16 protein-coding genes are annotated in these 16,319 nt (G+C 63.4%); 7 read left to right on the plus strand and 9 right to left on the minus strand.

What is annotated here, in order from left to right:
• The first annotated feature begins 78 nt into the window (after positions 1 to 78).
• Positions 79 to 726: a glycerol-3-phosphate 1-O-acyltransferase PlsY gene (plsY, locus tag BUE39_RS02005; RefSeq protein ID WP_073426993.1), complete on the plus strand. Its 648-nt coding sequence runs from the start codon at positions 79 to 81 to the stop codon at positions 724 to 726.
• Between the two features lie 147 nt (positions 727 to 873).
• Here the strand turns inward: plsY and BUE39_RS02010 are convergent, their stop codons facing one another.
• Positions 874 to 1,359, minus strand: a complete 486-nt coding sequence (locus BUE39_RS02010) for a YajQ family cyclic di-GMP-binding protein (RefSeq protein ID WP_007180572.1) — start codon at positions 1,357 to 1,359, stop codon at positions 874 to 876.
• A 195-nt stretch (positions 1,360 to 1,554) separates the two neighbouring features.
• Between BUE39_RS02010 and murB the strand changes: the two genes are divergently transcribed.
• Positions 1,555 to 2,601 (plus strand): UDP-N-acetylmuramate dehydrogenase, encoded by a 1,047-nt coding sequence (gene murB / locus BUE39_RS02015; protein WP_073426994.1) that lies wholly within the window; start codon positions 1,555 to 1,557, stop codon positions 2,599 to 2,601.
• Between the two features lie 100 nt (positions 2,602 to 2,701).
• Here the strand turns inward: murB and BUE39_RS02020 are convergent, their stop codons facing one another.
• Together BUE39_RS02020 and argF are read right to left on the minus strand one after the other, a co-directional pair.
• Positions 2,702 to 3,928 (minus strand): argininosuccinate synthase, encoded by a 1,227-nt coding sequence (locus BUE39_RS02020; protein WP_073426995.1) that lies wholly within the window; start codon positions 3,926 to 3,928, stop codon positions 2,702 to 2,704.
• 240 nt (positions 3,929 to 4,168) lie between these two features.
• Positions 4,169 to 5,098 (minus strand): ornithine carbamoyltransferase, encoded by a 930-nt coding sequence (argF, locus tag BUE39_RS02025; RefSeq protein WP_073426996.1) that lies wholly within the window; start codon positions 5,096 to 5,098, stop codon positions 4,169 to 4,171.
• Between the two features lie 460 nt (positions 5,099 to 5,558).
• On the opposite strand from argF, the gene BUE39_RS02030 reads away from it, so the two are divergent.
• The gene (locus BUE39_RS02030) at positions 5,559 to 5,897 is read left to right on the plus strand and encodes a DUF3579 domain-containing protein (RefSeq protein WP_073426997.1); all 339 of its coding nucleotides are present in this window, start codon (positions 5,559 to 5,561) and stop codon (positions 5,895 to 5,897) included.
• 224 nt (positions 5,898 to 6,121) lie between these two features.
• Here the strand turns inward: BUE39_RS02030 and rpsT are convergent, their stop codons facing one another.
• Positions 6,122 to 6,400, minus strand: a complete 279-nt coding sequence (gene rpsT / locus BUE39_RS02035; RefSeq protein WP_020069158.1) for a 30S ribosomal protein S20 — start codon at positions 6,398 to 6,400, stop codon at positions 6,122 to 6,124.
• 513 nt (positions 6,401 to 6,913) lie between these two features.
• On the opposite strand from rpsT, the gene murJ reads away from it, so the two are divergent.
• Both murJ and BUE39_RS02045 read left to right on the plus strand, forming a co-directional pair.
• On the plus strand, positions 6,914 to 8,464 hold the full coding sequence (gene murJ / locus BUE39_RS02040; protein ID WP_073426998.1) for a murein biosynthesis integral membrane protein MurJ: 1,551 nt from the start codon (positions 6,914 to 6,916) through the stop codon (positions 8,462 to 8,464).
• Between the two features lie 5 nt (positions 8,465 to 8,469).
• The gene (locus BUE39_RS02045) at positions 8,470 to 9,312 is read left to right on the plus strand and encodes a SirB1 family protein (RefSeq protein ID WP_073427222.1); all 843 of its coding nucleotides are present in this window, start codon (positions 8,470 to 8,472) and stop codon (positions 9,310 to 9,312) included.
• 111 nt (positions 9,313 to 9,423) lie between these two features.
• Here BUE39_RS02045 and BUE39_RS02050 read toward each other — a convergent pair whose 3' ends face one another.
• The 5 genes from BUE39_RS02050 to lpxK form a co-directional block, all read right to left on the minus strand.
• On the minus strand, positions 9,424 to 10,182 hold the full coding sequence (locus BUE39_RS02050; RefSeq protein ID WP_073426999.1) for a 3-hydroxyacyl-CoA dehydrogenase: 759 nt from the start codon (positions 10,180 to 10,182) through the stop codon (positions 9,424 to 9,426).
• A 188-nt stretch (positions 10,183 to 10,370) separates the two neighbouring features.
• Complete coding sequence (adk, locus tag BUE39_RS02055) at positions 10,371 to 11,036, minus strand: adenylate kinase (protein ID WP_073427000.1); 666 nt, start codon at positions 11,034 to 11,036, stop codon at positions 10,371 to 10,373.
• Between the two features lie 222 nt (positions 11,037 to 11,258).
• Entirely contained in the window at positions 11,259 to 12,059 is an 801-nt protein-coding gene (gene kdsB, locus BUE39_RS02060) for a 3-deoxy-manno-octulosonate cytidylyltransferase (protein ID WP_073427001.1), read from the minus strand.
• A 230-nt stretch (positions 12,060 to 12,289) separates the two neighbouring features.
• Entirely contained in the window at positions 12,290 to 12,493 is a 204-nt protein-coding gene (locus BUE39_RS02065; protein ID WP_007180583.1) for a Trm112 family protein, read from the minus strand.
• Entirely contained in the window at positions 12,474 to 13,490 is a 1,017-nt protein-coding gene (gene lpxK / locus BUE39_RS02070) for a tetraacyldisaccharide 4'-kinase (RefSeq protein WP_073427002.1), read from the minus strand. Before lpxK ends, BUE39_RS02065 begins: the two co-directional genes overlap by 20 nt.
• 589 nt (positions 13,491 to 14,079) lie before the next feature.
• Between lpxK and xseA the strand changes: the two genes are divergently transcribed.
• Together xseA and sodB are read left to right on the plus strand one after the other, a co-directional pair.
• On the plus strand, positions 14,080 to 15,459 hold the full coding sequence (gene xseA / locus BUE39_RS02075) for an exodeoxyribonuclease VII large subunit (protein WP_073427003.1): 1,380 nt from the start codon (positions 14,080 to 14,082) through the stop codon (positions 15,457 to 15,459).
• Positions 15,460 to 15,678: 219 nt separating this feature from the next.
• Positions 15,679 to 16,257 (plus strand): superoxide dismutase [Fe], encoded by a 579-nt coding sequence (gene sodB, locus BUE39_RS02080; RefSeq protein ID WP_073427004.1) that lies wholly within the window; start codon positions 15,679 to 15,681, stop codon positions 16,255 to 16,257.
• Positions 16,258 to 16,319: the final 62 nt, after the last annotated feature.

The raw sequence follows: 16,319 nt of genomic DNA on the forward strand, positions 1-16,319 counted from the left end.
GCGCTTTGCTCCGTGTTTCGTTCCCTGTTGCGGTTGGGGTATCGAGTTTCAGACCGCCGATCCTTATAAGAGTCCTAGATGCAAAATCTGATCGTTGCCGTCGTTGCCTATCTGATCGGTTCGGTGTCATTCGCCGTGATCGTGAGCGCCGCGATGGGGCTGGACGACCCGCGCTCGTATGGCTCAGGCAACCCCGGCGCCACCAACGTGCTGCGCAGCGGCAGCAAGAAGGCCGCGATCCTTACCTTGATCGGCGACGCGTTCAAAGGCTGGCTGCCGGTATGGTTCGTCGTGCACTTCGGCGCGCGTTACGGACTCGACGACACCTCGGTTGCCATCGCAGCCGTTGCCGTGTTTCTCGGCCACCTGTATCCGGTCTTTTTCCGCTTCAAGGGCGGCAAAGGCGTGGCGACCGCGGCGGGCGTGCTGCTCGCGATCAATCCGATTCTCGGCCTTGCGACTTTGCTGACGTGGTTGATCGTGGCTTTCTTCACGCGTTATTCGTCGCTCGCGGCATTGGCCGCGGCGGCGTTCGCGCCGATCTTCGACGGTTTTCTGTTCGGGCCGCACGTCATTGCGCTCGCGATCGTCGTGATGAGTTCGCTGCTGATCTGGCGTCATCGCGGCAATATCGCCAAGCTGATCCGCGGTGAGGAAAGCCGCATCGGCGACAAGAAAAAGAAGGTCGATGCGGCAGGAGGGCCGGCGTCGGGCAACGGAGCTTGAGCGGGAGCTGCGTTGCGCGTCGAACGGTGTTGATTGGTCCAACCTGTGATCGTGGCCGCTTCGCGGCCGGCGCGATGACGCAATGGACTATCCACCGCGGGTGCGCCAAGCCTTCAGCGCGCGCTCGATACCGCGCGCGCTCCGCGTTCAATCGCGGAAGTTGTTGAAGTCGAGCGGCGTGTCGGTGACGTCCTTGCGCAGCATCGCGATCACGCTTTGCAGATCGTCGCGCTTGCCGCCGGTGATGCGCACCGCGTCACCCTGAATGCTCGCCTGGACCTTGATCTTGCTGTCCTTCACGAGGCGCACGATTTTCTTCGACAGGTCGCCGGACACGCCTTTCTTGATCTTGATGACCTGCTTGACCTTGTCGCCGCCGATTTTCTCGATCTTGCCGTAGTCGAGGAAGCGCACGTCCACGTTGCGCTTGGCCATTTTCGACAGCAGCACGTCTTTCACCTGACCGAGCTTGAAGTCGTCGTCCGCATACGCCGTGATCTCGTTTTCCTTGTGTTCGACGCGCGCGTCCGACCCCTTGAAGTCGAAGCGGGTTGAAATTTCCTTGTTGGACTGCTCGATCGCGTTCTTGACTTCGATCATGTTCGCTTCGCAGACGACGTCAAACGATGGCATTGCTTTCTCCCAATAGTGCTGCGGTGCATGACGCGGCCGGTCGGCTGCTCACGGGGCACTCGCTATAATCACGGACCGGATGTCATTTTACCGACGCCACTCCCTTTTGCCCAAGGCCGCCGCACATTGTCGCGCGGCCGAGGCTCGATCTGGTCTTATCCGCCGCCCATTCGTCGTTTCATTGTTCCCGCTCCGATGTCCGAATCCGCTTCCGCCGCGTTCATTGCCGGCTATCCGCTAAAGGCGCACAACACCTTCGGCTTCGATGTTCGCGCGCAGCTTGCGTGCCGTATCGAGCGCGAAGAGCAACTGATGGCGGCCGTGCGCGATCCGCGCGCCGCCGGCCTGCCGCGCCTCGTTCTGGGCGGCGGCAGCAATGTCGTGCTGACGGGGGATTTCGCGGGGCTGCTGCTGCTGGTGGCGCTGCGGGGCCGCCGCATCGTGCGGGAGGACGACGACGCCTGGTATGTCGAGGCCGCAGCCGGCGAGCCGTGGCATGAGTTCGTCGCGTGGACGCTGGCGCAAAGGCTGCCGGGTCTGGAAAACCTCGCGTTGATTCCCGGCACGGTGGGCGCGGCGCCGATTCAGAACATCGGCGCTTACGGGCTGGAAATGTGCGAGCGGTTTGCGTCGCTGCGCGCGGTGGAGCTGGCAACGGGGGCGGTGGTCGAACTCGACGCGAAGGCTTGCCGATTCGGCTATCGCGACAGTTTTTTCAAGCGGGAAGGGCGCGACCGTTTCGTGATTACGTCGGTTGCTTTTCGCTTGCCGAAGGTTTGGCAGCCGCGCGCCGGTTACGCCGATCTGGCGCGTGAACTGGCCGCGAGCGGCAATGGCGACGACGCCGCGTCGCCGAGCGCGCAGGCTATCTTCAATGCAGTGGTCGCGGTGCGTCGCGCGAAGCTCCCCGACCCGCTCGAGCTGGGCAACGCGGGGAGTTTTTTTAAGAATCCGGTCGTCGAGGCGGCGCAGTTCGAGGCGCTGAAGCTGCGCGAGCCCGGCCTCGTGTCCTACGTTCAACCGGACGGCCGGGTCAAACTTGCGGCCGGGTGGCTGATCGATCGATGCGGCTGGAAGGGGCGCGCGATGGGCGCCGCGGCCGTGCATGAGCGGCAGGCGCTGGTGCTGGTGAATCGCGGCGGCGCGAGCGGCGCAGAAGTGCTGGCGCTCGCGAAGGCGATTCAACAGGATGTGCTGACGCGCTTTGGCGTGGAACTGGAAGCGGAGCCGGTTTGTTTGTGATGGCGTGATTTGTCCGCGGGACGGAAAAAGGCGCCGGGAGTTGCCTCCCGGCGCCTTTTTTGTGTCTGCGTTTTGGTTGCTGGCTTGCGCCTTGCGGCGCTTAGCTACGCTGACGACGCGCGTTTTCCGCGATTCGCATGCGTAGGGCGTTGAGCTTGATGAACCCGCCAGCGTCCGCCTGGTTGTACGCACCGCCGTCGTCGTCGAACGTGGCGATCGTCTTGTCGAACAGCGTTTCCTTCGAATCGCGCGCAACGACCGAGACGCTGCCCTTGTACAGCTTCACACGCACCCAGCCGTTGACCTTCTCCTGCGTATGGTCGATCAGCACCTGCAGCGCGCGGCGCTCCGGACTCCACCAGTAGCCGTTATAAATCAGCGACGCGTAACGGGCCATCAGATCGTCTTTCAGATGCGCCACTTCACGGTCGAGCGTGATCGACTCGATGCCGCGGTGCGCCTTCAGCATGATCGTGCCGCCCGGCGTTTCATAGCAGCCGCGCGACTTCATGCCGACGTAACGGTTCTCCACCAGATCCAGACGACCGATGCCGTGCTTGCCGCCCAGACGGTTCAACTCGGTCAGCATTTCGGCCGCCGACAAACGCTTGCCGTTGATCGCAACCGGATCGCCGTGCTCGTACTCGATGTCCAGGTATTCCGCCTGATCCGGCGCCTCTTCCGGCGACACCGTCCAACGCCACATTTCCGGCTCGGCTTCCGCTTTCGGATCTTCCAGGTGACGGCCTTCGAACGAGATGTGCAGCAGGTTCGCGTCCATCGAATACGGCGCCCCGCCTTGCTTGTGCTTCATTTCGATCGGGATGCCGGCCTTTTCCGCGTAGGCGAGCAGTTTTTCGCGCGACAGCAGGTCCCATTCGCGCCACGGTGCGATCACCTTGATGCCCGGTTCAAGCGCGTAGTAACCGAGTTCGAAGCGAACCTGGTCGTTGCCCTTGCCGGTTGCGCCGTGCGAGACCGCTTGCGCGCCGGTGGCGCGGGCGATTTCGATCTGGCGCTTGGCGATCAGCGGACGCGCGATCGACGTGCCCAGCAGGTACTCGCCCTCATAGATCGTGTTTGCGCGGAACATCGGGAACACGAAGTCGCGCACGAATTCTTCGCGCAAGTCTTCGATAAAGATGTTGTCTTGCTTGATGCCGAGTTGCAGGGCTTTCTTGCGCGCCGGTTCCAGCTCTTCGCCCTGGCCGATGTCGGCCGTGAACGTGACGACTTCGGCGTCGTAGTTGTCCTGCAACCACTTCAGGATGACGGAGGTGTCGAGGCCGCCCGAATAGGCGAGCACGACTTTCTTGATATCGCTCATGGTGAACTCGTAGCTGGAGAAAGCGGGAAAACAAGGCGCGCCGGCGGTTCCGGAGCACGGAAAAACACTATTTTGACACTAAACCGCCGGCGGCCCGCGTTTTTGGGACGGTGCGGTGTGATCGGCGGTCCGCTTGCACAATGGACTGCAGCCGGATGCGGCGTGCGCGACGCGGATTCATAGTCGAGAACCCGTCGCACTGCACGCAGCGGCCGGCTGAGCTGCTGAAACGCGGCTCGCTCAGTGATTGAGCTTGCCGAGCAGCAGATACTCCATCAACGCCTTTTGCACGTGCAGACGGTTTTCCGCCTCGTCCCACACGACGCTTTGCGGACCGTCGATCACTTCCGCGCTGACTTCCTCGCCGCGGTGGGCGGGCAGGCAGTGCATGAAGAGCGCATTGGAGTTGGCGCGCGCCATCATTTCGGCGTCGACGCACCAGTCGGCGAAGGCTTTTTTGCGCGCTTCGTTCTCGGCCTCGAAGCCCATGCTGGTCCACACGTCCGTGGTGACGAGGTCGGCGCCCGCGCAGGCTTCGTTCGGGTCGTCGAATTCCGCGTAGAAGGGCGCGCTTTCGGCAGCGACCAGCGCGCGGTCGAGCTTGTAGCCGGGCGGCGTGGACAGGCGCAGCTTGAAGCCGAGAATCTGCGCGGCTTCGATCCACGTGTAGAGCATGTTGTTGGCGTCGCCGACCCACGCGACGGTCTTGCCGCGAATCGGGCCGCGATGCTCGAAAAAGGTGAAGACGTCCGCCAGCACCTGGCACGGGTGATATTCGTTGGTCAGTCCGTTGATCACCGGCACGCGCGAATTCTCGGCGAAGCGCTGGATGATGTCCTGGCCGAACGTGCGGATCATGATGATGTCGACCATGCGCGAGATCACTTGCGCCGCGTCTTCGATCGGCTCGCCGCGGCCGAGCTGCGTGTCGCGCGTGCTCATGAAGACGGCGTGGCCGCCCAGCTGGAAGATGCCGGCTTCGAACGACAGGCGCGTGCGTGTCGAATTCTTCTCGAAGATCATTGCCAGCGTGCGGTCGTGCAGCGGGTGGTAAGTCTCGTAGTTCTTGAACTTGCGTTTCAGAATGCGCGCGCGCTCCAACACGTACTCGTAGTCTTCCAGCGAGAAATCCTTGAACTGCAGATAGTGGCGAATTTTCTTGGCGGTCATGAAACAAATACGGCGGTCTCACCCGGCAGGGATTGCCGGACGGCGCCGCCGTCGTTTGTGGTAACCCAATGCAGCATAAAGGATTTCGCCTGATTTGACGAGTCAGGCAAAAGGCTGGGAAAGCTGTCCGAAAGGCTCGCGGGCCCGTCGGATAAAGCTTGTGTGCGGTGCGGAAAAAGGCACGCTGCGCTATAATCCGCAAGTTATCCCAAAGCCCGGCAGGCTGGTATTTCGCTTGCGGGACATGGCTCACGCGGTTCGAAAAACCTTCCCGGGTGCGGTCATGGCTGGCACCGAGGTGGCTCAGTCAAGCAACGCAGTCAAGCTGGCTGGCCGGCGCTTCGCCAGTGCACCTGGCGCAGTTCGCCAACGCCGCATGCATGGCGGGCTCAGGCATCTCAGAGCCGCATCGCCGTCATGGTGCCGTCATCCCGCTGGGCAGTCACACAGGTATTCCTACATGGCCGAAGCAGCTCCAACCGAATATTTCATTCAGGGCATCACGTCGACGGGAAAGAGGTTTCGGCCGAGCGACTGGTCGGAGCGGCTCGCAGGCGTGATGTCATGCTTCGGCCCCGGTGCAAAGGGGCCGAACGCTTATCTGCAGTACTCGTCGTACGTCCGGCCGACCATGATCGGCGACCTCAAATGCGTGATCCTCGATTCACGCTTGCGCGACATCGAACCCATGGCTTTCGATTTCGTTCTGAACTTCGCGAAAGACAATGATCTCGTGGTGACCGAGGCATGCGAGTTGCCGCCTGAGCACGGCACGCAGCAAGGTAAGAACACGCGTTAAGGCGCACGTCGTCGCAAGGCCGGCAAAAACAAAAAACCCGCAAGCAGCGGGTTTTTTTGTGGCCTAAAAGCGGAAGCTTCAGCGCACAGCCTGTCTCGCTCATGCATGAGACGAGTCGCGGAGCCGGCGGCGGGGGAGTTGAATCGAGGCAAAAAAGCCCGCCGAGGCGGGCTTTTCCGTGCAGCGGAAACAGGACGTGGCCCACCGGAGCGGGCCGACCGGAATTACTGGGCTGCGGACGCTTGCAGACCCTTGATGGCTGCAGCGAGACGGCTCTTATGGCGAGCTGCCTTGTTCTTGTGAACGATTTTCTTGTCGGCGATGATGTCGATGGTCTTCGACGATGCCTGGAAGATTTCAGCGGCCTTGGCCTTGTCGCCGGCGTCGATCGCCTTGCGGACAGCCTTGATAGCCGTGCGGAACTTCGAGCGCAGTGCCGAGTTGTGCGAATTTGCCTTGGCGGCCTGGCGGGCGCGCTTGCGTGCTTGTGCGGAGTTAGCCATGACGGTTCCTTATCCTGTTCCTGTTTCCAGTACCTGACCTTAAGGTGAGGTGCTGCTTTTAGATCCGAACTCTTGGAAGCGATTGCCCAAGAGCGCAAAAAGTGTCGAAAAATTCGATCGAACTACGCGAAGGCGGGCCCGTGTTCCGGCGTGCTTCGAGGTTGGTTGACGCTTTCTCACGCTTGAATGCGGCGTGCTTGATTGCGTACTTTTACCCCGTCCGAAAGTTAAGCGAGCTTCGAAACCGGCGATTATAGCAACAAAATCAGGCATGTGACAACGGGGAATCGCCGATTCCGATGCGCCTGACGATCCGCGCGGCCACGTTTCCATCAGCCCGCCGAAGTCCACGAGCGGGCGGCGATATGAGCGGGCGATGAACCAAACGCGCGCCCTCCGCAACTAAAAACGCCTCGGCCGACGACACCGCGGCGAACGTCCACCTCGAAAAACGGTCCGAATCGCGTTCCGGCTCGTCGTCCGCCTTTGCGGCACCCGTATAATAAGCGCCCCATGAATCTATTCCGAGCCCTGCTGACGGTCAGCGGCTTCACGCTGCTGTCGCGCGTGACCGGTCTGGCCCGCGAAACGCTGATTGCTCGCGCGTTCGGCGCCAGTCAATATACCGACGCGTTTTACGTCGCCTTCCGCATCCCCAACCTGCTGCGCCGCATTTCCGCCGAAGGCGCGTTCTCCCAAGCTTTTGTACCGATCCTCGCCGAATTCAAGAACCAGCAAGGGCACGACGCCACCAAGGCGCTGGTCGACGCGACCTCGACGGTGCTCGCGTGGGCGCTGGCGATCCTCTCGCTGATCGGCGTCGTGGGCGCCTCAGGCGTGGTGTTCGTCGTCGCGTCGGGTCTCGCGCATGAGGGCCAGGCGTACGCGCTCGCGGTCACCATGACGCGCATCATGTTCCCGTACATCATTTTCATCTCGCTGACGTCACTGGCGTCGGGCGTGCTCAATACGTACAAGAACTTTTCGCTGCCCGCATTCGCGCCGGTCCTGCTGAACGTTGCGTTCATCGTCGCGGCCATGTTCGTCGCGCCGCATCTGAAAACGCCGGTTTATGCGCTCGCGTGGGCCGTGATCGCGGGCGGTGTGCTGCAGTTCGCCGTGCAACTGCCGGGTCTGAAGAAGATCGACATGATTCCGCGCATCGGCCTGAACCCGGTGAAGGCGCTCGCGCATCGCGGCGTGAAGCGCGTGCTCTCCAAGATGGTGCCCGCCATGTTCGCGGTGTCGGTCGCGCAAATCAGCCTGATCATCAACACGAATATTGCATCGCGCATCGGTCCGGGCGCGGTGTCGTGGATCAACTACGCCGACCGTTTAATGGAGTTTCCCACCGCGCTGCTCGGCGTCGCGCTCGGCACGATCCTGTTGCCGAGTCTCTCGAAGGCGCACGTCGACGCCGATCCGCACGAATATTCGTCGCTGCTCGACTGGGGGCTGCGCGTCACGTTCCTGCTGGCCGCGCCGAGCGCGGTCGCGCTGTTTTTCTTTGCCCAGCCGCTCACCGCCACGCTGTTTCATTACGGCAAGTTCGACGGCAACGCGGTCGTGATGGTCTCTCGCGCGTTGTCGGCCTACGGCGTCGGCCTGATCGGCCTGATCCTCATCAAGATCCTCGCCCCCGGCTTTTACGCGAAGCAGGACATCAAGACGCCGGTGAAAATCGGCGTCGGCGTGCTGATTCTCACGCAGTTGAGCAACTATCTGTTCGTGCCGATTTTCTCGCACGCCGGCCTCACGCTGAGCGTCGGGCTCGGCGCTTGCGGCAACGCGCTGTTGTTGTTCCTCGGCTTGCGTAAGCGCGGCATTTATATGCCGTCGCACGGCTGGCCCAAATTTTTCGTGCAGTTGCTCGGCGCCTGTCTGGTGCTGGCCGGCGCGATGCACTGGCTGGCAATCAGCTTCGACTGGATCGGCATGCATAGCCGGCCGCTCGACCGGATGGCGTTGCTGGGCGCGTGCCTCGTGCTGTTCGCCGCGCTATATTTCGGTATGCTTTGGCTGATGGGCTTCAAGTACGCGTATTTCAGAAGGCGAGTGAAGTGATCACGATGACGCGGGTTCTCGACTATTTCAGCACACTCGTCGCCGAGGACGAGAGCCTGCCGCTGACCGAGGCGGCGCTCTCGCTCGCGCAGGATGCTTATCCCGACCTCGATCTGCAAGGCACGCTGGCAGAGATCGACGAACTGGTGGTGCGCCTGCAGCGCCGCATGCCGGACGACGCCGACATCAAGCAGAAGGTCGGCATCCTGAACCGGTTTTTCTTTCGCGAGCTGGGTTTCGCCAGCAACCTCAACGATTACTACGACCCCGACAACAGCCACCTGAACGCCGTGCTCAAGCGGCGCCGCGGCATTCCGATTTCGCTGGCGGTGCTGTATCTGGAGATGGCCGAGCAGATCGGTATTCCGGTGCGTGGCGTGTCGTTTCCGGGGCACTTCCTGCTGCGTGTCACGACGCCCGACGGCGATGTGATGCTCGATCCGACCAGCGGACAATCGCTGTCCGAATCGGAGATGGTGGAAATGCTGGAGCCGTATGTGGCGTCGGCGGGCGAGTCGGTGAGCCGCGCGCTGCGCATCTTGTTGCAGCCGGCCACGCGGCGCGAGATTCTCGCCCGCATGCTGCGCAATCTCAAGTCCACGTATCTTCAGACGGAGCGCTGGCAGCGTTTGCTGGCCGTGCAGCAGCGTCTCGTGATCCTGCTGCCGGAAAGCATCGAGGAAGTGCGCGACCGCGGCTTCGCCTATGCGCGGCTCGATTATCTGCGCCCCGCGCTCGAGGACCTCGAGCGTTATCTCGGCGAGCGGCCGGATGCCGAGGACGCAACGGTGGTGGAGTCGCAATTGCATGAACTGCGTCAACGCACCCAGCCCGACGATCGCGACTGACAGACCGGCAATCGGTCCGAACGACGAGCCAAAACAAAACGCCTGCGCATGACTCATGCGCAGGCGTTTTAATTTGCGGCGCGCCTATCAAACAGCGCACCGGACACCTCGTTATTTCGGCTGCATGCGGATCGCGCCGTCCAGGCGAATCACTTCGCCGTTGAGCATCGGATTGTCGAAAATCTGTTTGGCCAGCATCGCATATTCCGCCGGTTTGCCGAGGCGCGGCGGGAACGGCACCATTGCGCCGAGCGCGTCCTGCACTTCCTGCGGCATGCCGAGCAGCATCGGCGTTTCGAAGATGCCTGGCGCAATCGTCATCACGCGAATTGCGTTGCGCGACAGGTCGCGTGCGATCGGCAGCGTCATGCCGACCACGCCGCCTTTCGATGCCGCGTAAGCCGCCTGGCCGATCTGGCCGTCATACGCGGCCACCGACGCCGTGTTGATGATCACGCCGCGTTCGCCGTTCGCATTCGGTTCATTCTTCGACATGGCCGCGGCGGCGAGCCGGATCATGTTGAAGGTGCCGATCAGATTGATCGAGATGGTGCGCGCGAATGAATCGAGCGGATGCGGGCCGTCCTTGCCGACCGTCTTGATGGCCGGCGCGACGCCCGCGCAATTGACGAGGCCCCGCAGCGTGCCGAGCTTCGTTGCCGCTTCGACCGCTTGCGTGGCGTCGTCTTCGCGGCTGACGTCGCATTTGACGAACACGCCGCCGAGTTCCTTCGCGAGCGCCTCGCCGGCATCCTGATTCAGATCCGCGAGCACCACCTTGCCGCCGTTCTCCACGACGAGGCGCGCAGTGGCCGCACCCAGGCCCGATGCACCGCCGGTGATCAGGAATACGTTGTCACGAATCTCCATGTCTTCTCCTTTGCTACGGTTCGGTAATGTGTCGATCGAGTATGTTTTGGATGATCGATTGTAGCGACTATGCTGCAACGCATAAAAGAAAGCGGCCGCGCGACAAGGCAGCGCGGGGCGCGCGGCACGCAACAAAAAACCCGCCGACATGGGCGGGTTTCAGCACAACGAATGCAGCGACGAGCGAGTTACTTCAACGCCTCGAACGCGCGTTCGCGAATTTCGTCGACGCTACCGAGACCCGAGATACGGCGGTATTGCGGCGCCTTCAGCGGGGAGGCGGCATCGCCGTTCTTCGCCCAGTTGTTGTAGTACTCGATCAACGGCTTGGTTTGCGCCTCGTACACTTGCAGACGCTTCTTGACCGTTTCTTCCTTGTCGTCGTCGCGCTGGATCAGCGGTTCGCCGGTCACGTCGTCCACGCCTTCGACTTTCGGCGGATTGAACCTGACGTGATATGTGCGGCCCGAGGCCGGATGCGAGCGGCGGCCGCTCATGCGCACGATGATCTCCTCGAACGGCACGTCGATTTCGAGCACGTAGTCGATCGCGACGCCGGCTTGCTTCATCGCTTCCGCTTGCGGGATGGTGCGCGGGAAACCGTCGAACAGATAGCCGTTCACGCAGTCGGGCTGCTGCAGGCGCTCCTTCACGAGATTGATGATCAGTTCGTCGGTGACCAGTTCGCCGGCGTCCATGAAACGCTTGGCTTCGATGCCGAGCGGCGTGCCCGCCTTGACGGCCGCGCGCAGCATGTCGCCGGTGGAAATCTGCGGAATGCCGAATTTTTCCTTGATGAACGTGGCCTGAGTGCCCTTACCCGCGCCGGGCGCACCCAAAAGAATCAAACGCATGTGATATCTCCAGATCTATGTGAATTCTTTGGTGGCGCTGCGGCCATCCCGCGATTCGTGGGGACCCGCATCGAACTGCCGTTCAAGTCTCGCGCTGCACATCGGCTATGACGGCGCTGCAAGACCGAAGCGGTGCGACCGGGCAAACCCTCATTCTCGCTGCTTAACGGGAGGCGCCAGGAGGCGCGCACAAGCGTCTGATTATGCCACGGGTTTTTACGCTCAAGACCCGAATAAAGCCCGCACGCGCGCGAGATCGGCGGGTGTGTCGACGCCGGGAAGCGGCACGTCGTGGGTCACGAGCACCGCGATCCGCTCGCCGTGCCACATCGCGCGCAGTTGTTCGAGCGCCTCGGCTTGCTCGATCGGCGAGATCGCGAGACTCGGGTACGTGCGCAGAAATTGCGCGCGATACGCGTACAAGCCGATATGCCGGTGGACGATCGCGGGCGCGGGCGGCGTGGGCATCGCGCCGACGTTGGGCCAATGCGGCTGATAGGCGTCGCGCGCCCACGGAATCGGCGCGCGCGAAAAGTAGAGCGCGACGCCGCGCGCATCGATCACGACCTTGACGACGTTCGGGTTGAAGATTTCGGCGGGGTCGGTGATCGGATGCGCGGCGGTGGCGATCGCGCAGCCGTTGCTGGCCGCGAGGTGCGACGCCACGCCGCACACGAGCGCCGGATCGATCAGCGGTTCGTCGCCCTGCACGTTCACCACGATCGTTTCGTCGCTCCAGCCGAATCGCGCCGCGACTTCCGCGAGACGGTCGGTGCCCGACGGATGATCGGCGCGCGTCAGCACGGCTTCGAAGCCATGCTCGCGGGCGGCGTCGAGGACCGACTGCGCGTCCGACGCGATCAGCACCTGGTGCGCGCCCGATTCGCGCGCGCGTTCGGCGACTCGCACAACCATCGGCTTGCCGCCGATGTCGGCGAGCGGCTTGTTGGGCAGACGGGTGGAGGCGAGCCGGGCCGGCACGACGGCGACGAACGGGGGAGGGCTGACGTTGGCGTGAGTCATCTAAAGACGGGCGGCGATGAGACGGGAAGTAAGCGACCGCGCATGCAGCGGTCGCGGATGGGAAAGACGGCAAACGAGGACTGCGGACGCGGCGTGAAAACCTGGGTGGAGGCTCCGACCAGACGCGCGGACCCTGACGCAACCTGGCGGCATTGCTCGAACCTGCCGCTCAAACCCGCGGGGCGCCGCGACCGAAGCAGCCTCGCAAGCGCAACGCCGATCCCGCCAACTCAAGCCACGGAACCCGGATTCAAATCCACCGGCGTGCCTTCGACAGTCTGCCGCGCTTCGTCGACCAGCATGACGGGGATGCCGTCGCGGATCGGATAGGCGAGCTTGTCAGCGTTGCAAATCAATTCCTGCGCGGCGCGGTCGTAGCTGAGCGGGCCCTTGCAGATCGGGCAGACGAGAATTTCAAGCAGGCGAGCGTCCACGGATTTTCTCCACAACTAATGCAATGAGGCGATGATCGAGCGCGGCTTCGACCGGGACAACCCAGATGCGCGCGTCGTGCCAGGACCCCAATTTTACCGCATCCTTTTCCGTTATCAGGATGGCGTCGGCGTCGATGTCGGTAAATGGATTGCGCTCGAACGCATAGTGATCGGGCAGCGCGCGGGTGGCGGGCGTGAGGCCGGCGGCGCGCAGCGTGGCGAAAAAGCGCTCCGGCGCGCCGATGCCGGCCGCGGCCAGCACGCGCTCGCCCTGGAATTGCGCGAGCGGACGGCGCAGCGCGGGATTGTCGAGATGCCACGCGTCGGCGGGTGCGAGCCGCAGCGCGAACGTGTTCGGCCACGCCGGCAGGCTGCGCGCATACGGATCGTTGATCAGCGTCGCGTCGCGGCGGCGCGACAGCGGCTCGCGCAACGGCCCGGCGGGCAGCAGAAAGCCGTTGCCGCCGAGCCGGTGATCGAACACGACCACTTCGGCGTCGCGCGCGAGGCGGTAATGCTGCAAGCCGTCGTCGCTCACGATGACGTCGACATCGCGATGCGCGGCGCACAGCGTTTGCGCGGCCGCCACGCGGTCCGGACAGACCCACACCGGCGCGCCGGTGCGGCGCGCGATCAGCAACGGCTCGTCGCCGCCGACGCTCGCCGTGGAAGCGGGCGTGACCGGCGTCGGCTGGTTCACGCGCGCGCCGTAGCCACGCGACACCACGCCGGGTTCGAAGCCCGCCGCGCGCAGCGCTTCGACCAGCGCGATCACGGTCGGCGTCTTGCCGGTGCCGCCGACGGTCACGTTGCCGACCACCACCACGGGCACGCCGACGCGCACCGTTTTCAGCCAGCCGAGCGCAAAGGCGGCGCGGCGAGCGGCGGCGATTGCGCCAAACACGCAGGCGAGGGGCGTCAGCGCCCATGCAAGCGGGCCGCGCCGTTGCCATTCGCGCGCAAGTCGGGCCTCGAGACGGTCGGTGAGATTGCTCATCGGCACGCCGGATGAACGAGCGGCGCGCCGTTCGTCGTCGTAAAGGACGGCGGCGTGGAGAGGCTAGGCGCAATACGCGGGACAGACATCAACGCGGTTCTCCTGGCGATCGAAAAATGAAGCGCAAATGAAGCTGCGGCGGCATCCAATGCAGTTGCGCCGCATGCCGCGCAATTGCCTGCCGATGGGCCGTACTGGCGCGACCGGCGCAGCGTTCGGCATGCGGTCGAACCCGCCACTCTAGCGCGCGCGTGTCCCGCCCGGCAAGTCGCGTGCTTCACCGCCGCGCGTTGGACGAGCGCTTCAGCCGATGCGCATGGCCTGTGGATAACTTTGTGGAGAACCTGCCATCGAATGGGCTGGAAGGGCCGGCGCGAGCGCGACTTATCGGCAATCGTTCTCGTTATTGGGATGGAAACGCGATATAAATCAATGACATGCTTCGAATTCGCGCGCTCCGGCGGATGCGCCGGCGCTATTTGCCGAGCGCGTCCCGCCATGTGGACACTTTTAACAATTCAGCCGCCGTGCTGGACGACGATAGCCACTCGGTCTATCGTCTGTCCGGCCAGTCACGGATAGTCCCCGCATGAATCCCGAAAGTCCTTTTTCTTCGTCCGCCACGCCGGGCGGTGAGGTTGTCGTCCCCGTCTCCGCGCTCAATCGAGCGATCGGCACGATGCTCGAACGCTCGTTTCCGCTCGTCTGGGTGGCCGGCGAAGTGTCGAACTTCACGCGCGCCGCGAGCGGCCATTGGTATTTCTCGATCAAGGACGCGCAGGCGCAGATGCGCTGCGTGATGTTCCGCGGCCGGGCGCAGTACGCGGAGTTCACGCCGCGCGAGGGCGACCGCATCGAGGTGCGCGCGCTCGTCACCATGTACGAGCCGCGCGGTGAACTGCAACTGAATGTCGAGGCGGTGCGCCGCACAGGGCAGGGGCGTCTGTACGAGGCGTTCCTGAGGCTCAAGGCGAAACTCGAAGCCGAGGGGCTCTTCGCCGCCGAGCGCAAACGCGCGTTGCCGGCGCATCCGCGCGCGATCGGCATCGTGACGTCGCTGCAAGCCGCCGCGTTGCGCGACGTATTGACCACCTTGTGCCGCCGTGCGCCGCATATTCCGGTGATCGTCTACCCCGCGCCCGTGCAAGGCGCGGGCGTGAGCGTCAAACTCGCCGCGATGGTCGACAAGGCGAACGCGCGGCGCGAAGTCGACGTGCTGATCATGTGCCGCGGCGGCGGCTCGATCGAGGATCTGTGGGCTTTCAACGAAGAAGTGCTGGCGCGCGCGATCGCGGAAAGCGCGATACCGGTGGTGAGCGGCGTCGGTCACGAGACCGATTTCACGATCGCTGATTTCGCCGCCGACGTGCGCGCGCCCACGCCGACCGGCGCCGCCGAACTCGTCAGTCCGCAGCGCGTCCTGTTGTTGCGCGAGCTCGATCACCGGCATGCGACGCTCGCGCGCGGCTTCGGCCGCATGATGGAGCGGCGCGCGCAACAACTCGACTGGCTCGCGCGCAGGCTCGTGCCGCCGAGCGAGCGCCTCGCGCGGCAACGCACGCATTTGCAGCAACTGAGCATGCGCCTCGCGTCGGCGGGCGCGCGGCCGGTGCGTGACGCACGAGCGCGGTTTTCGTTGCTGCAGATGCGCTGGCAGCGTTGGCGTCCGGACCTTGCCGCGCATCAGGCGAAGCTCGGCAATCTCACGCAGCGGCTGGACGCCGCATTGTTGCGCCACCACGAACGTCAGACCGCTCGCATCGCAACGCTCGCCGCACGGCTCGAAGTGCTGAGTCCGCAGCGCACGCTCGAGCGTGGTTATGCGGCCGTGCTGGATGCGCAAAGCGGACGCGCGATACGCGCGCCGTCGTCGTTGAAACCGGGCCGGCGCCTGACGGTGCATCTCGCGGAAGGCGCCGCGGACATCGCGCTCGCCGATGTGCAGCCGCGTCTTACCGACGGTTTCTGACATTTCGCCGACAGGTTGCGGCAGCGGGATTTCGAGCTCTCGCACGGAGCGGGCACACGCGATGCGAGAGCACTCAATACGCTTTATTCACGGCGGTTTCACCCATGCCGTGCATAAAGTCCGTTGGTTTGCGGGGTTATTCCAACTCGCCTACAATCGAGTGCTCTATAGCGTTATCCGCAGACTCCCCACAACAGATACAGACAGAAGGAAAGCACCATGGAACATACGCTCCCGCCGCTGCCGTTCGCGAAAAACGCACTCGCTCCGCACATGTCGGAAGAGACGCTCGAATTTCACTACGGCAAGCATCACCAGACCTATGTGACCAACCTGAACAATCTGATCAAGGGCACGGAGTTCGAGAATCTGTCGCTCGAAGAAATCGTCAAGAAGTCCTCCGGCGGCATCTTCAATAATGCGGCTCAAGTGTGGAACCACACGTTCTTCTGGAACAGCCTGTCGCCGCAAGGTGGCGGCGCGCCGACCGGCGCACTGGCTGACGCGATCAACGCCAAGTGGGGTTCGTTCGACAAGTTCAAGGAAGAGTTCGCGAAGACCGCGGTCGGCACCTTCGGCTCGGGCTGGGCATGGCTGGTGAAGAAGGCAGACGGTTCGCTGGATCTCGTGTCGACGAGCAACGCCGCCACGCCGCTCACGACCGACGCAAAAGCACTGGTTACGATCGACGTGTGGGAACACGCGTACTACATCGACTATCGCAATGCGCGTCCGAAGTTCGTCGAGGCATACTGGAACATCGTCAACTGGGAATTCGCGGCGAAGAACTTCGCGTGAGATTGCCGGTGAGATCAAGTGCGGCGCGATAAACAGGCTGGGCGATCCAGACGCGGCGTTGC

The organism is Paraburkholderia terricola, from assembly GCF_900142195.1.
Taxonomy (GTDB): Bacteria; Pseudomonadota; Gammaproteobacteria; order Burkholderiales; family Burkholderiaceae; genus Paraburkholderia; species Paraburkholderia terricola.

Coding starts and splice junctions, on each gene's coding strand:
- plsY (WP_073426993.1), top strand. CDS start 79: ATGCAAAATCTGATCGTTGCCGTCGTTGCCTATCTGATCGGTTCGGTG.
- BUE39_RS02010 (WP_007180572.1), bottom strand. CDS start 1,359: ATGCCATCGTTTGACGTCGTCTGCGAAGCGAACATGATCGAAGTCAAG.
- murB (WP_073426994.1), top strand. CDS start 1,555: ATGTCCGAATCCGCTTCCGCCGCGTTCATTGCCGGCTATCCGCTAAAG.
- BUE39_RS02020 (WP_073426995.1), bottom strand. CDS start 3,928: ATGAGCGATATCAAGAAAGTCGTGCTCGCCTATTCGGGCGGCCTCGAC.
- argF (WP_073426996.1), bottom strand. CDS start 5,098: ATGACCGCCAAGAAAATTCGCCACTATCTGCAGTTCAAGGATTTCTCG.
- BUE39_RS02030 (WP_073426997.1), top strand. CDS start 5,559: ATGGCCGAAGCAGCTCCAACCGAATATTTCATTCAGGGCATCACGTCG.
- rpsT (WP_020069158.1), bottom strand. CDS start 6,400: ATGGCTAACTCCGCACAAGCACGCAAGCGCGCCCGCCAGGCCGCCAAG.
- murJ (WP_073426998.1), top strand. CDS start 6,914: ATGAATCTATTCCGAGCCCTGCTGACGGTCAGCGGCTTCACGCTGCTG.
- BUE39_RS02045 (WP_073427222.1), top strand. CDS start 8,470: ATGACGCGGGTTCTCGACTATTTCAGCACACTCGTCGCCGAGGACGAG.
- BUE39_RS02050 (WP_073426999.1), bottom strand. CDS start 10,182: ATGGAGATTCGTGACAACGTATTCCTGATCACCGGCGGTGCATCGGGC.
- adk (WP_073427000.1), bottom strand. CDS start 11,036: ATGCGTTTGATTCTTTTGGGTGCGCCCGGCGCGGGTAAGGGCACTCAG.
- kdsB (WP_073427001.1), bottom strand. CDS start 12,059: ATGACTCACGCCAACGTCAGCCCTCCCCCGTTCGTCGCCGTCGTGCCG.
- lpxK (WP_073427002.1), bottom strand. CDS start 13,490: ATGAGCAATCTCACCGACCGTCTCGAGGCCCGACTTGCGCGCGAATGG.
- xseA (WP_073427003.1), top strand. CDS start 14,080: ATGAATCCCGAAAGTCCTTTTTCTTCGTCCGCCACGCCGGGCGGTGAG.
- sodB (WP_073427004.1), top strand. CDS start 15,679: ATGGAACATACGCTCCCGCCGCTGCCGTTCGCGAAAAACGCACTCGCT.